The organism is Mesorhizobium sp. M0618 (genome assembly GCF_040320765.1).
In the GTDB taxonomy this organism is placed as follows: domain Bacteria; phylum Pseudomonadota; class Alphaproteobacteria; order Rhizobiales; family Rhizobiaceae; genus Mesorhizobium.
In genome coordinates this window covers 1-13,577 of the sequence record NZ_JAMYQH010000003.1, presented here as the reverse complement: position 1 = coordinate 13,577, position 13,577 = coordinate 1, and the positions used below count along the sequence as shown (strand labels likewise).

Genomic DNA, 13,577 nt, shown 5'->3' with positions numbered 1-13,577 from the left:
GCAGCGGGCCACCGCAAGTTGCGTTTCACGCTGGTGAACAGCTAGAAAAACTCCGAAGCCTGGAAGACATCATTTTTATCCGACATTTTCCGCCCAGGCCTTTTCCGGACTAGGAGAATGTGATTCAACCCGCTAGGGGCGGGTGTCGGAACACCGGAATTCACGAGCAGGGGGCACATGGCCAAGGAAGCGCGCGGCGATTTCTATCCGGTACCGATCGTCGACCAGAATACGCGACCTGGCGCGGTCACCCGGCTTATCATTTTCATCGTCGTTCTGACGGGGGCGGCGATCGTCTTCGGGCTTTTCCGCGAGCGCCTCGGCGACCCCTTCCTGCTCGGCATGCTCGGCGTGCTGGCGATGATCGGCGTCGGCTTCCTGTTTGCCACAGCGATCGGCTTCGTGCAGGTCACGCCACGCTCGACAGGCGACGAACTGTCGAAATCCTTCGTCGATTCGATGTCGCAGGGGCTTCTCGTCACCGACACCAAGGGCCGCGTCGTCTACGCCAATCGCGCCTATGCGGATATGACCGGAGCATCGTCCGCTGCCGACCTGAAGACCGTCGAGGGATTGCTCTCGGATGTCCCCGAAGCCTCGGTGACGATCTATCGCCTGGCGTCCGGCCTGCGCGACGGCCAGCCGGGCGACGGCGAGTTTAGGCTCGCGCAGTCCATTCGGCCCGGTGCCGAGCCGGGCGCCCGCTGGTACCGGGCACGCGCCCGCGCCTTCAGCGTTCCGGGCCAGCGGCTGCCGATGCTGGCCTGGCAGCTTGCCGACATCTCGCAGGAGCGGGCCGAGCAGGAGCGCTTCTTCCTCGACCTGCAGAAGGCGATCGATCACCTCGACCACGCGCCGGCCGGCTTTTTTTCGGCCGACCAGGAGGGCCGCGTCACCTACATCAACGCCACGCTCGCCGAATGGCTGGGCATCGACCTCACCAGCTTCACGCCCGGTGCCGTGTCTCTCTCGGAGATCGTGGCCGGCGACGGCATGGCGCTGGTCCGCTCGGTCAAGGCCGACCCGGGCACCACACGCAACGCGGTGATCGATCTCGACCTGACGACCATGACGGGCGAAGCGCTGCCGGTGCGCTTCATGCACCGCGTTTCGGCCAGCCGCGAAGGATTGAACGGGCCGACACGCACGATCGTGCTCAACCGCACGCAAGGCGAGGATGCCTCTGCCGATTTGCGGGCTTCGGAAGTGCGCTTCACCCGCTTCTTCAACTCGACACCGATGGCAATCGCCGGCGTCGACCACAATGGGCGCATCCTGCGTACCAATGCGCCGTTCCTGTCGCTGTTTTCGTCTGTCGTCGATCGCGACGCCGTCGACCGTCGCGTACGGCTCGACACGGTGATCCACGAACGCGACCGGCCGGCCTTCGCGGCTGCCTTCGAGAAAGCGCAGCAGCGGCAGGCCGACATCGAGCCGATCGACACGCTTTTGCCCGGCAACGACGAACGGCACATCCGCTTCTACGTCAACGCCGTCGCCGACGGCACCGGCGGCGAGGGCGCCGAGGAGTCGGCCATCGTCTACGCCGTCGAGACGACGGAGCAGAAAGCGCTCGAAGGGCAGATGGCGCAGAGCCAGAAGATGCAGGCGGTCGGCCAGCTTGCCGGCGGCATCGCGCATGATTTCAACAATGTGCTGACCGCCATCATCATGGCGTCCGACCTTTTGTTGACCAACCACCGTCCGTCGGACCCCTCCTTCCCCGACATCATGAACATCAAGCAGAACGCCAACCGGGCGGCTTCGCTGGTGCGGCAGCTTCTGGCCTTCTCGCGCAAGCAGACGTTGCGGCCGGAAGTGCTCAGTCTGACCGACGTGCTCGCCGATCTCAGGATGCTGCTCGCCCGCCTGGTCGGCAACGACATCAAGCTGAAGGTCGACCATGGCCGCGACCTGTGGCCGGTCAAGGTCGATATCGGGCAGTTCGAGCAGGTGGTGGTCAACCTTGCGGTCAACGCGCGCGACGCAATGCCGGCGGGCGGCGATCTCACCGTGCGCACCCGCAATGTGACCGCCGAGGAGTGCAAGGTCTTTTCCTACCGCGAACTCGCCCCGGCGGACTATGTCGTGGTCGAAGTCGAGGACACCGGCAGCGGCATCGCGCCCGACGTGCTGAAGAAGATTTTCGAGCCCTTCTTCACCACCAAGGAAGTCGGCAAGGGCACCGGCCTTGGTCTGTCGATGGTCTACGGGATCATCAAGCAGACCGGCGGCTTCATCTTCTGCGATTCCGAAGTCGGCAAAGGCTCGACTTTCCGCATTTTCCTGCCGCGTCACATCGCCGAAGCGAAAAAAGCAGGCGAGCCCGGCGATGCACCGGCGGCGCCGGCAAAGGTCGCCGATCCGGCCAAGGATCTGTCGGGCTCGGCCACGGTGCTGCTCGTCGAGGACGAGGATGCCGTGCGCATGGGCGGCATGCGGGCGCTGACCTCGCGTGGCTACACCGTGCACGAGGCATCGTCGGGCGTCGAGGCGCTGGAAGTGTTCGAGGCGCTGGGCGGCAAGGTCGATATCGTCGTTTCCGACGTGGTCATGCCGGAAATGGACGGACCGACACTGCTTGGTGAATTGCGCAAGCGCCAGCCGGACATCAAGTTCGTCTTCGTGTCCGGCTACGCCGAGGACGCATTCGCCAGAAACCTCCCAGCAGATGCGCATTTCGGCTTTCTGCCCAAGCCGTTTTCGCTCAAGCAACTGGCGACGATCGTCAAGGACGTGCTGGAGTCTTAGAGCCTTTCCCATGTTCCTCCTTGCACAACGCCGTGACAACGCCATGATTGCGGGTGAAACGGCAGGAAGGCTTAGGGGAGCAACTTGTGACGCCGCACAACGAAGCGGACAAGGACGACTACGCCGACACGGTGTTGTTGCCGGGTGATCCGCAGCGTGCCGAGTGGATGGCGCAAACGTTCCTGGAAGCGCCGCGCTGCATCAATCGCCGCCGCGGCACGCTTGGCTTCACCGGGCTGTTTCGTGGCAAGTCCATCAGCATTCAGGCGACGGGCATCGGCGTTTCATCATTTCTGATCTATGCGCATGAACTGCTGGACCATTATGGCGCCCGGACCTTGATCCGCACCGGCACCTGCGGCAGCCTGACCGCAAAGGCAAAACTGCGCAGCCTTGTCATCTCACAATCGGCACAGGCGGAAAGCGCCCAGAGCGGCCAGGTTTTCGGTCTTTACGGACCCGCTGGCCCCGACCCGGCGCTCCTCGCATCGTCACTGGCCAAGGCGGTAGAATTCGGCATCGACCATCATGCCGGCCTGACGGTGTGCAGCGACATCTTCTATCACCCGGAAGGGCGCGCCCGTTTTGCCGTTGCGCGGGCGGAAGGAGCCCTGGCCGTGGATATGGAAACCAGCGCGCTCTATCGCATATCGGAGCATTTCGGAGCGCGTGCGCTGTCGATGTGTGTCGTGGTCGACAACATCGAGACCGGCGAACAGACCGACTATTCCGAGCGCCAGGAATTGTTCGCAGACATGAGCCGTCTGGCGCTCGCTGTCGCAGCCGAGAGCTAGCCGAGTTACGGGAGCAATTGCTTGCGCACGGCTGCCACATCGTCGGAGGCGACCGCCGGGGCGGCGTTGCCCCAGCTGGCGCGCACATAGGTCAGGACGTCGGCGACCTCCTGGTCCTTCAGGCGCCAGGCCAGGGAGGGCATGGCGGGCGTAGTCGGTGCATCAGCCGTGTGCACGGCCTGGCTGCCGGCAAGGACGAGCCGGGCCAATGTTTCGGAACTGCCCTGCGCGACGATCGAATTGCCGGCAAGGGAAGGGAAAAGCACGCCTGACCCGGCACCATCTCCACCATGGCAAGCCGAGCAATTGTCGCGATAGATTGCCTCGCCCGTTGCCATCCGTGTCGCGTCAGGCTTTGCCGGTTGGACGCTGTCGAAATCCGAGCCCAGGCTCTTGAGGTAGACTGCAACCGCCTTGAGATCAGGATCGGTCATTTTCGACGTGGAGTTCTCGATGGCCTCCGCCATCGGACCTGATGCAATCGAATGCGCGTTGACGCCGGTCTTGAGGTATTGGACCAGATCCTCCTGAGACCATTTCCCAAGGCCCGATTGCGCATTGTTGGTGATGTCGGGGGCAAACCAGCCTTGCAGGGAGGCACCTTGCAGGAACTCGCTGTCCTTGTCGGCGCCAAGGAAAGATTTGGGCGAGTGGCAGGTGCCGCAATGTCCTGCACCCTGGACGATATAGGCGCCGCGATTCCACTCCGCCGACTTGGAGGAATCCGGCTGAAAGCTTGCCTCGGTAAAGTTGAGGGCATTCCAGCCCAGCATCGCCAGCCGGATGTTAAACGGGAAGGGCAGCTGATTGGCCTCGACCTTGTTCAATACCGGTTCAACCGTCGTCAGATAGGCCCACAGGTCGGAAATGTCCCGATCGTTCATCCTGGTATAGGCGGGGTAGGGCATTGCGGGGTAGAGCCGCACGCCATTGTGGCCGATGCCTGACTTCATCATGCTGCGGAAATCGGCTTCCGACCAATTGCCGATGCCCGTTTCGCCGTCGGGGGTTATGTTGGGCGGGACAAGCATGCCGAACGGCGTTTCGAGCGGCAGTCCGCCAGCCAGCGGTTTGCCCCCGGCCTGCGTATGACAGCCTGCGCAGTCGCCGAGTACGGCCTGATACTGTCCACGTATGATCTGGTCCGCCTGGTCGGCACTCCGTGCCGGGCCCGCGTTGAAGGCCGCGGCGCCGATGGCGAGCGTGAAAACGAGCTTGTTCATGCCTGCACCAGGGGTGCACCGGGATTGCGCAGATATTGATTGCGGATGGCATCGGCGGCGCGGAAAGCGAGCGCGCCGACGGTTCCTGTCGGGTTTTTGCCGGCATTCTGCGGGAAGGCCGACGCGCCGATGACGAAGACATTGGGGACGTCCCAGCTTTGGAGGAAGGTGTTGACCGCGCTCTTCTTCGGGTCCGTTCCCATGATGGCGCCGCCCGTATTGTGGGTGCTCTGGTAGGGGACGCTGTCCCAGCCCTTCTTGCGGCGGCCGACGGCGTACTGCTTGCCGCCGAGCGCCTTGGCGATTTCCTCCATCCGGTCGCAGACATAGTTCGACATGCGGATGTCATTGTCGGGAAAATCAAACGTCATGCGCATCAGCGGACGACCGAAACGGTCCTTGTAGGTCCGGTCGAGGTCGAGGTAGTTGTTGCGCGTCGCGTAACTGCTTCCCTGGGACGAGTAGCCAAGCGTGCTCCTGTAACCCTCGACCGTTGCCTTCTTCCAGGCGCTGCCCCATTTCGGCGTGCCGGGCAAGGTCGGCCTGGTTCCGATCGGGCGCCCGTTGGTGGGAATGCAGTTGATGCCCGCGCCGCCGACGAAGTCCAGCGCGCCGTGGTCGAACGCGTCACCATTGTAATCGTCGATCGTCTGGCCGAGCGCGCCGGCGGCGATGAACGGGTTGAAGTTCTTGTCGTCGAAGAACACCTGCACGCCGGCATTTGTCTGGTAGCAGTAATTGCGCCCAACCGTTCCTTCGCCACTGCCGGGATCGTAGATCTTGCCGATACCGGACAGCATCATCAGCCGGGCATTGTGCAGGCCGTAGGCGCACAGCAGCACCAGATCGGCCGGCTGGAAATATTCCTCGCCTGACGTGTCGACATAGGTGACGCCGCGCGCCGACTTGCCTCCGGGAGCCAGATCGACATGCAGAACCTCGCTGTCGGTGCGAACCTCGAAATTCGACTTCTTCATCAGCACGGGAAGGACGGTGGTCTGGGCGCTCGACTTCGAATAGTTGGCACAGCCGAAGCGTTCGCAGAACCCGCAATAGGTGCATTGACCCATGGCGATGCCGAGCGGGTTGACATAGGCCCGCGACATGTTGGCGGATGGGGTCGGGAAGGGATGCAGGCCGATCGACCGGCCGACCTCGGCGAACAGGGTTGGCGCGTAGGTCATCTGCATCGGCGGGTTCGGATAATCCCGCGACCTTGGATCCTCGAACGGATTGCCGCCTTCCTGCAACTGCCCCTTGATATTGCCGGCCTTGCCCGAGATGCCTGCCAGATACTCGAACTGGTCGTAATAGGGCTCCATCTCCGCGCCGGTCACGCCCCAGTCCTCGACCTGGAAATCGGCGATTCTCGATGCACCGTATTTCTTCGTCAGATTGGTCTTTATCTGAAAGTCCGAATCCCAGAACCGCCAGGTGTGGCCGTTCCAGTGGACGCCGGCGCCGCCGACGCCGTTGCCGGGGAGGAAGGAGCCGAAATCGCGCATCGGCAGCGCCTTCTGCGACGGATCATTGCGCACCGTCATGGTTTCGACGGTCGGCTGCAGGAAGAGGTCGCGCCGGATGCTGTAGCGCAACTCGTCCTGCGCATAGCCGATGTTGAAATCGGTTGCCGTGTCGCGCCAGGGGCCGCGCTCTATGGCCACCACGTCCAAGCCTTGATCGGTCAATTCGTGGGCCAGAATGGATCCCGTCCAGCCGAGGCCGACGATCACGACGTCTTTGCGAGGCAGTATCTTGGTCATGATCAGGCGCCTTTGCCGAGCCATTCGGGACGCCCGATGATCGAGACAGGCGGCTGCGGATATGGCTGATTGTGTTTGCTGACATGGTCGCGGTAGTCGTAGCGGGCACCTGGAAAACCAAGCATGCGCCACGAGACCATGTCCTTGTTGCCGCCATAGACGGGGTCGGCAAAAACCCTTCCATGGTGTTCTGCAGCAGAAGCCCGAAGAAACCGGGACCCTTGACGCCATTGGGCAGGTCGACTTTCCCGGCCTCCATTGCCGTCAGGAAGGCATCCTGTTCGCCGGTGCGAGCTCGACGAATGTCTTGCCGTCCCGCTGTTTCAGGAAGGCGTCGATGGCGGCAAGCCCGGTGCGGTAACGCTGCGCCGGATTGGCCTCGCCCTGATAGCCCTGGGTGGGCAGTCCAGGCAGAAACGGGCCTTGCGTGTAAAGCCGGCTCGACGCTCCGAACGCCCCCATCAACTGCCTGTCGATATAGACGGCGCAACCGGCTTCCTTGCCGCCCATGCTGAGCTCGTCGGCCGGAATGATGCGGTCGACGATCGCCTCGACAAGGGCTGCTTCCTGGGCTGAGAAAAAGTGCCAGCCGCCGGCCACGACCTGCGTGGGTGGATCGGATGCCATTGGCGTCCAGGGCAAAGTGCCCGAGAACGATCGCGCAAAACCGGCCGATGTCGCGGTTGCCGTAAATATTGCGACCGAGGACAGGAAAAGACGCCGATTCATTCGAACAGGATTGCGATGGTTCATATTAGGAATCTCGAAAATAAGAGAACGCGCTCGGGAAGTGGTGCCAAAGTAATCATGACAACGATAGTTAGTTTAATCCGCAGACCGAATGCCGATAGACTGCGAGATGAAAATGGCCTCGTCAACCACATCACAAAATCGTTAGCGAGGGTTCGGTCAACTGCCGATCGGGTCTGGGTGTGTTGTTGAAGCCGGATGGCTGCCCGGAAGTCGGGCCACGATCCCGCGAAGCATCCGGCCTACCTGCCCGGATCCTGGACCGATAGAAACAGCGTCGTGCCATCAGGCATGAATCAGGAACCAGCCACTGACCGGGTGGCGTTCGAGGTCGCGGTCAATGCCAGGCCCACCGCGACGCATCACCAGGCTCTCAAGATCCCTTGATCATACTTGCTCAGCTGGCAAGCAGGCTAATGAGTTTACGACCTGGACGACACCTTGTAGACTGAACACCATGGCGCTCAAACGGATGGACAACATAGGAATCGTCGTCGATGACCTTGAAGAGACGATTGGTTTCTTTGGCGAGCTCGGCCTTGAGCTCGAAGGGCGGGCTACGATCGAAGGAGAATGGGCCGGACGTGTCACGGGACTGGGCGATCAGCGCGTCGAGATTGCCATGATGCGGACGCCGGACGGCCACAGCCGGCTCGAACTGTCCCGTTTCCTCACGCCGCCTGTCGTCGCGGATCACCGCAACGCCCCGGTAAACGCCCTGGGCTACCTCCGCGTCATGTTCACTGTGGACGACATTGACGGGATGCTCGAAAGGCTCCGCAATCGCGGTGCGCGGCTCGAAGGCGAAGTCGTCCAGTATAGAGACGTGTATCGGCTATGTTACATTCGAGGGCCTGGAGGGCTTCTCATCGGGCTCGCCCAAGAACTCAGCTGAGCGCAATACGCTAAGCGGCCTCCCGCTTCGGCACCATCTGCTCATCCATCCCTGGCCGATGGCCGCGCAGATAGAGCGCGCAGGTGGTGCGCAGCATCGACGCAAAGTTCGGGATGGCGCCGTTGATCTCTATGGCTTCGTCATAGAGCTTGGAGATGAATTTCGGCGTCGTCAGGTTCTGGTTCTCGGCGATCTCGTCGAGCAACGCCCAGAATGTTCCTTCAAGCTGGATGCTGGTCGAGTGGCCGTCGATGCGAATCGACCGGTTGATCTGGCGATAGCCTTCGGGATCCTGGCCCGCAAACACCCTGCACATCCGACAAACCTCCCATGATTGTTGGTTTTGGGTGGACGGGCGTGCAGTTTGATACTGCTTGACCTGTCCCCACATGCATTCTCGGGCAAAATTGCCGGTCCGGCAATCGGACTTTCGTCCCGTTCGCGGCTGCGGGCGTGGTAACCGGCTGCCACCACCTTTTTCCCGTGCCGCGCATAATCGCCTCCACACCAGCGCGGAGACTGATTTGGCCAAGGCGATACACAGTATGATCCGGGTTCTCGACGAGGCCCGATCGGTCGATTTCTACAGAAACGCCTTCGGGCTCAATGTCGCCGACAGGCTGGATTTCGAGACATTCACGCTCATTTACCTCAGCAATGCCGAGGCAGGGTTCGAGCTCGAACTGACCGTGAACAAGGATCGGCAAGAGCCTTACGGGCTCGGCGACGGCTACGGTCACTTCGCTGTCTCGGTCGCCGACCTCGACAGCGAACATGACCGTCTCGGTGCGCTTGGCCTTAATCCGAAGAAGATCGTCGAGTTCAATCGCGACGGGTCGCTGATCGCCCGCTTTTTCTTCATCGAGGATCCCGACGGCTACAAGATCGAGGTTCTGCAACGCGCAGGTCGCTTCCAATAGGAGACATAGCAGCCGCGCCGGCAGGTGCGGCGCCAGCAAACGCACTCTCAACAGTGCACATAGCAAGCAGGGAGGAATAAAATGGTCACGATCTATGACGCGAAGCCCGGGCTTTCCCGTCGTGAGCTTCTCAAACGCGGCGGCATCGGCGCGCTGCTCGTCATCTCTGGCAGCGCCGTCATCAGCCCTGAACATGCCTGGGGGCTCGAGACATCGGCGCTCAAGCCCGAAACCATGGCGACGCTGATCCAGATGGCGCGCGACATCTATCCGCACGATCAGGTTCCCGACAAATATTACGCCATTGCCGTGAAGGGCCATGACGAGCAGGCCGGCAAGGACGCCGCCTACAAGACGATGCTCGAGGATGGCATCGCCGACCTCGACAAGAAGTCCGGTGACGGCGGCTACCGCGGCCTTGGCTGGGAGGACCAGCGCGTCGCCGTGCTGAAGCAAATCGAGGCGACGCCGTTCTTCCAGGCCATCAGAGGCGGCCTCGTGGTCAGCCTCTACAACCAGAAAGAGGTGTGGCCGATCTTCGGTTACGAGGGCGAGTCCTATTCCAAGGGCGGCTACATCGCGCGCGGTTTCGACGACATCGAGTGGCTCTGAGCCCCGTCGTTCCTGAACCCGCAAACAGAAATCATGGGAGGAAACCATGGCAGCTTCATTTGATCTGAACAACGACGGCGTGGTCGTCATCATCGGCTCGGGCGCCGGCGGCGGTACGCTCGGCAACGAGCTCGCCCAGAAAGGTGTCGACGTCGTCATCCTGGAAGCCGGCGCGCGCCACGAATATGAGGATTTCGTCAATGACGAGTGGGGTTCGTTCAGCCAGCTCGCCTGGACGGACAAGCGCACCACGTCCGGCGACTGGCGTGTGGCCAAGGATTTTCCGAACCTGCCGGCCTGGATCGTCAAGTCGGTCGGCGGTTCGACCACGCATTGGGCCGGAGCCTCGCTGCGCATCCAGGAGCATGAGTTCAAGACGCTGTCGACCTACGGCAAATTGGAAGGCGCCAACCTGCTCGATTGGCCGATCACGCTGGCCGAGCTGGAGCCCTACTATGCCAAGGCTGAAGCCAAGATGGGCGTCACCGGCACCAATGACTGGCCGCGGCTGCCGGGCAACAACAATTTCAAGGTGCTGAAGGCCGGCGCCGACAAGCTCGGCTATAAGGAATGCCACACCGGCAACATGGCGATCAATTCGGTCGATCGTGACGACCGCATGTCTTGCCAGCAGACCGGCTTCTGCTTCCAGGGCTGCAAATGGGGCGCCAAATGGTCGACGCTCTACACCGAGATCCCCAAGGGCGAGGCGACAGGCCATCTCGAAGTCAGGCCGAACGCCATGGCGATCAAGATCAACCACGACGCTAGCGGAAAGGTGACCGGCGTCGTCTACGCCGACAAGGACGGCAAGCTGCAGGAGCAGAAGGCCCGCATCGTCGCGGTTGCCGGCAATTCGATCGAGAGCCCGCGGCTGCTGCTCAATTCGGCGTCGGGAAAATTCCCCGATGGGCTTGCCAACTCGTCGGGTCAGGTCGGCAAGAACTACATGCGTCACACCACCGGCTCGGTCTATGCCATCTTCGACAAACCGGTGCACATGTATCGCGGCACGACCATGGCCGGCATCATCCGCGACGAGGCGCGGCACGATCCGTCTCGTGGGTTCGTGGGTGGTTACGAGTTCGAGACGCTGTCGCTCGGCCTGCCGTTCATGGCGGCGTTCCTCGATCCGGGTGCCTGGGGGCGCTCGTTCACCACCGCACTCGATCACTACGACCACATGGCCGGCCTGTGGATCGTCGGTGAGGATATGCCGCGTGCGGAGAACCGCATCACGCTGCATACCGACGAAAAGGACGCGCACGGCATGCCGATCGCCGACGTGCATTTCGACGACCATCCGAACGACACCGCGATGCGCAACCACGCCTACAAACAGGCTACGGCACTTTACGATGCGGTCGGCGCCACCCGCACCTTCCCGACGCCGCCCTATCCGTCGACCCACAATCTCGGCACCAACCGGATGAGCGAGAAAGCGGAAGACGGCGTCGTCAACAAGCACGGCCAGGCGCACGACATCAAGAACCTGTTCGTGTCCGACGGCAGCCAGTTCACCACCGGGGCCGCCGAAAACCCGACCCTGACGATCGTGTCGCTCGCGATCCGCCAGGCCGACTACATCGCCGCGCAGATGTCGGCCAAGACGATCTAGTCACATCCTCCCGACAGACTGCTGGCGCGGAACCCGCATGGTTCCGCGCCTTTTTTCCTTGCCGCCTCATTGCTTGGTGCAGGTCGAGGCGGTGAAGGCGCCGTCGGGCTGCTTCATGATGATGTCGAAGGAGGGCACGGTTTCGCCGTCCAGCGTCGCCTGGGTCAGCGACAGCGAATTGCCGCCGGCGGTATAGCCGCCCAATGGACCCAGCCACGAGATCACGCCGTTTGCGTCCATTTGATAGTTATAGCCCTGCTGCACGGGGTCGAAGACGCGGAGGCTGGTGTAGACCGGGCCGCTGTAGACGTTCCCCTTGATGGTGATGTCGCCGAGGCTGAGGAACATGCCAAGCAGGTACACTTCGCAATGATAGGCGCCGTCAGGCATCTTGCCGTCGCTGAAATCGGCTCGCGCTGCCCCGGTTGCTGCCGTCAGAAGTACTATGCCGATGAAAATACGTGAAATACCTGAAACCATGACGTCGCTCGCTTGAAGAGCGAGCTTGCCCTATTTTTGCACCGCGCCGCAACATCGGTCGCCTGAGGCACTGGTGAGATCAAAATCTAGGCAGATTTGGCAAATGATCGAAAAATAGGCAGCAGCTGCGCAAATTTCCCTCAATCGATTTCTGGCCACCTCTCTTTGTTTTGTAAGCCCTATATTCCAAGGTGCTGATATCTCTAATTTATTTGTGCCCTTTCGGGATTGCCAGAGCGGTTGGCATGGGGGTTGCTTTGTAGTGTTGCGGTGCAATCAACCAGCTTGGGAGTCCGTAATATGAGGGGTAATTTCTCGACAATAACAAAAGTGTTTTCGGCGAGCGTGGTCGCCGCCGGCCTGTTGATGTCCGCTCCGGCGAAGGCCGCCGACGACACGATCAAGGTCGGCATTCTCCATTCGCTGTCGGGGACCATGGCGATTTCGGAGACGACGCTGAAGGACGCCATGCTGATGCTCATCGACGAGCAGAACGCCAAGGGCGGCCTGCTCGGCAAGAAGCTCGAGGCGGTCGTCGTCGATCCGGCTTCCAACTGGCCGCTGTTTGCCGAAAAGGCGCGCGAACTGATTTCCAAGGACAAGGTCGCGGCGGTGTTCGGTTGCTGGACCTCGGTGTCGCGCAAATCGGTGCTGCCGGTGTTCTCCGAACTCGACAATATCCTGTTCTACCCGGTCCAGTATGAGGGCGAGGAAAGCGAACGCAACGTGTTCTACACGGGTGCTGCGCCGAACCAGCAGGCCATCCCGGCCGTCGACTATCTGATGAGCGAGGATGGCGGTTCGGTGAAGCGCTGGGTGCTGGAAGGCACCGACTACGTCTATCCGCGCACCACCAACAAGATCCTCGAAGCCTATCTGAAGGCCAAGGGTGTGGCGGCGGAAGACATCATGGTCAATTACACGCCGTTCGGCTTCTCCGACTGGCAGACCGAGGTTTCAGCGATCAAGAAGTTCGGTTCGGCCGGCAAGAAGACCGCCGTCGTCTCGACCGTCAACGGCGATGCCAACGTGCCGTTCTACAAGGAACTCGGCAACCAGGGCATCAAGGCCGAGGATATTCCGGTCATGGCCTTCTCGGTCGGCGAGGAAGAGCTTGCAGGTCTCGACACCGCGCCGCTGGTCGGCCATCTCGCTGCCTGGAACTATTTCGAGAGCATCGATACGCCCGAGAACAAGAAGTTCATCGCCGACTGGCACAAGTTCATCAAGAACGACAAGCGCACCACCAACGACCCGATGGAGGCCCATTATATCGGCTTCAACATGTGGGTGAAGGCGGTCGAGAAGGCCGGCACCACCGATCCGGACAAGGTCATCGACGCCATGATCGGCGTGTCGGTGCCGAACCTGACCGGCGGCTATTCGACGATGATGCCGAACCACCACATCACCAAGCCGGTGCTGATCGGCGAAATCCAGGCCGACGGCCAGTTCGAAACCGTGTCGCGCACGCCGGGCCTGGTGATGGGCGACGAATGGTCCGACTATCTGCCTGATTCCAAGGACCTGATCTCCGATTGGCGCGCGCCTCTGTCCTGCGGCAACTTCAATGTTGCCACCGGCAAGTGCGGCGGCAAGGGCACGAACTGATCCCTCCCAGGGCTGACCTAGTCAGACCGCGCGCGTGCCGGCCGCCAAAAACCCCCGACCCACCCCCCCCACAAAAATAAAGCGGTTAAAACAAACCCAAAACCCGGTTGTTACGAGAATAACAAAAAATCCGAGCCCCACAAATAGCGGAGGTAGATGA

Annotated in this window: 13 protein-coding genes; 7 read left to right on the top strand and 6 right to left on the bottom strand. The window is 61.6% G+C overall.

Translation table 11 applies throughout. The features are described from left to right. Window positions 1–177: 177 nt before the first annotated feature. Window positions 178–2,751: a cell cycle histidine kinase CckA gene (gene cckA / locus NKJ04_RS04130; RefSeq protein WP_352673638.1), complete on the top strand. Its 2,574-nt coding sequence runs from the start codon at window positions 178–180 to the stop codon at window positions 2,749–2,751. Between the two features lie 86 nt (window positions 2,752–2,837). Further along, window positions 2,838–3,545 carry a purine-nucleoside phosphorylase gene (locus NKJ04_RS04125; RefSeq protein WP_023813020.1) on the top strand — a complete coding sequence of 236 codons (708 nt, stop codon included), beginning with the start codon at window positions 2,838–2,840 and terminating at the stop codon, window positions 3,543–3,545. Window positions 3,546–3,550: 5 nt separating this feature from the next. Here the strand turns inward: NKJ04_RS04125 and NKJ04_RS04120 are convergent, their stop codons facing one another. The 4 genes from NKJ04_RS04120 to NKJ04_RS04105 all read right to left on the bottom strand — a co-directional run bounded on the left by NKJ04_RS04120 (window position 3,551) and on the right by NKJ04_RS04105 (window position 7,158). Continuing rightward, window positions 3,551–4,768, bottom strand: coding sequence for a cytochrome c (locus tag NKJ04_RS04120; protein ID WP_352673637.1), 1,218 nt, complete (start codon window positions 4,766–4,768; stop codon window positions 3,551–3,553). Continuing rightward, window positions 4,765–6,531 carry a GMC family oxidoreductase gene (locus NKJ04_RS04115; RefSeq protein WP_352673636.1) on the bottom strand — a complete coding sequence of 589 codons (1,767 nt, stop codon included), beginning with the start codon at window positions 6,529–6,531 and terminating at the stop codon, window positions 4,765–4,767. Before NKJ04_RS04115 ends, NKJ04_RS04120 begins: the two co-directional genes overlap by 4 nt. 2 nt (window positions 6,532–6,533) lie before the next feature. Then, window positions 6,534–6,656: a hypothetical protein gene (locus NKJ04_RS04110; RefSeq protein ID WP_352673634.1), complete on the bottom strand. Its 123-nt coding sequence runs from the start codon at window positions 6,654–6,656 to the stop codon at window positions 6,534–6,536. Between the two features lie 139 nt (window positions 6,657–6,795). Then, window positions 6,796–7,158, bottom strand: coding sequence for a gluconate 2-dehydrogenase subunit 3 family protein (locus NKJ04_RS04105; protein WP_352673633.1), 363 nt, complete (start codon window positions 7,156–7,158; stop codon window positions 6,796–6,798). A gap of 580 nt (window positions 7,159–7,738) precedes the next feature. Here NKJ04_RS04105 and NKJ04_RS04100 point away from each other — a divergent pair. Continuing rightward, the gene (locus NKJ04_RS04100; protein ID WP_352673631.1) at window positions 7,739–8,176 is read left to right on the top strand and encodes a VOC family protein; all 438 of its coding nucleotides are present in this window, start codon (window positions 7,739–7,741) and stop codon (window positions 8,174–8,176) included. A 10-nt stretch (window positions 8,177–8,186) separates the two neighbouring features. Here NKJ04_RS04100 and NKJ04_RS04095 read toward each other — a convergent pair whose 3' ends face one another. Further along, window positions 8,187–8,492, bottom strand: coding sequence for a ribbon-helix-helix domain-containing protein (locus NKJ04_RS04095; RefSeq protein ID WP_023813015.1), 306 nt, complete (start codon window positions 8,490–8,492; stop codon window positions 8,187–8,189). A gap of 208 nt (window positions 8,493–8,700) precedes the next feature. Here NKJ04_RS04095 and NKJ04_RS04090 point away from each other — a divergent pair, with 208 nt between their 5' ends. The 3 genes from NKJ04_RS04090 to NKJ04_RS04080 all read left to right on the top strand — a co-directional run bounded on the left by NKJ04_RS04090 (window position 8,701) and on the right by NKJ04_RS04080 (window position 11,326). Beyond that, complete coding sequence (locus NKJ04_RS04090; protein ID WP_352673629.1) at window positions 8,701–9,096, top strand: VOC family protein; 396 nt, start codon at window positions 8,701–8,703, stop codon at window positions 9,094–9,096. Between the two features lie 81 nt (window positions 9,097–9,177). After that, a complete protein-coding gene (locus tag NKJ04_RS04085; protein ID WP_127268967.1) occupies window positions 9,178–9,708 on the top strand; it encodes a gluconate 2-dehydrogenase subunit 3 family protein in 531 nt (176 codons plus the stop codon). Between the two features lie 46 nt (window positions 9,709–9,754). After that, window positions 9,755–11,326 carry a GMC family oxidoreductase gene (locus tag NKJ04_RS04080; protein ID WP_352673627.1) on the top strand — a complete coding sequence of 524 codons (1,572 nt, stop codon included), beginning with the start codon at window positions 9,755–9,757 and terminating at the stop codon, window positions 11,324–11,326. Between the two features lie 66 nt (window positions 11,327–11,392). Here the strand turns inward: NKJ04_RS04080 and NKJ04_RS04075 are convergent, their stop codons facing one another. Next, window positions 11,393–11,806 (bottom strand): hypothetical protein, encoded by a 414-nt coding sequence (locus tag NKJ04_RS04075; protein ID WP_352673625.1) that lies wholly within the window; start codon window positions 11,804–11,806, stop codon window positions 11,393–11,395. 300 nt (window positions 11,807–12,106) lie between these two features. Between NKJ04_RS04075 and urtA the strand changes: the two genes are divergently transcribed. Continuing rightward, window positions 12,107–13,417 carry an urea ABC transporter substrate-binding protein gene (gene urtA / locus NKJ04_RS04070; protein WP_352673623.1) on the top strand — a complete coding sequence of 437 codons (1,311 nt, stop codon included), beginning with the start codon at window positions 12,107–12,109 and terminating at the stop codon, window positions 13,415–13,417. Window positions 13,418–13,577: the final 160 nt, after the last annotated feature.

What these genes read in the sequence shown, in the direction of transcription:
- NKJ04_RS04100 (WP_352673631.1), top strand. Translation starts at nt 7,739, where the DNA reads ATGGCGCTCAAACGGATGGACAACATAGGAATCGTCGTCGATGACCTT.
- NKJ04_RS04085 (WP_127268967.1), top strand. Translation starts at nt 9,178, where the DNA reads ATGGTCACGATCTATGACGCGAAGCCCGGGCTTTCCCGTCGTGAGCTT.
- urtA (WP_352673623.1), top strand. Translation starts at nt 12,107, where the DNA reads ATGAGGGGTAATTTCTCGACAATAACAAAAGTGTTTTCGGCGAGCGTG.
- NKJ04_RS04095 (WP_023813015.1), bottom strand. Translation starts at nt 8,492, where the DNA reads ATGTGCAGGGTGTTTGCGGGCCAGGATCCCGAAGGCTATCGCCAGATC.
- NKJ04_RS04115 (WP_352673636.1), bottom strand. Translation starts at nt 6,531, where the DNA reads ATGACCAAGATACTGCCTCGCAAAGACGTCGTGATCGTCGGCCTCGGC.
- NKJ04_RS04075 (WP_352673625.1), bottom strand. Translation starts at nt 11,806, where the DNA reads ATGGTTTCAGGTATTTCACGTATTTTCATCGGCATAGTACTTCTGACG.
- NKJ04_RS04120 (WP_352673637.1), bottom strand. Translation starts at nt 4,768, where the DNA reads ATGAACAAGCTCGTTTTCACGCTCGCCATCGGCGCCGCGGCCTTCAAC.
- NKJ04_RS04080 (WP_352673627.1), top strand. Translation starts at nt 9,755, where the DNA reads ATGGCAGCTTCATTTGATCTGAACAACGACGGCGTGGTCGTCATCATC.
- cckA (WP_352673638.1), top strand. Translation starts at nt 178, where the DNA reads ATGGCCAAGGAAGCGCGCGGCGATTTCTATCCGGTACCGATCGTCGAC.
- NKJ04_RS04105 (WP_352673633.1), bottom strand. Translation starts at nt 7,158, where the DNA reads ATGGCATCCGATCCACCCACGCAGGTCGTGGCCGGCGGCTGGCACTTT.
- NKJ04_RS04110 (WP_352673634.1), bottom strand. Translation starts at nt 6,656, where the DNA reads ATGCTTGGTTTTCCAGGTGCCCGCTACGACTACCGCGACCATGTCAGC.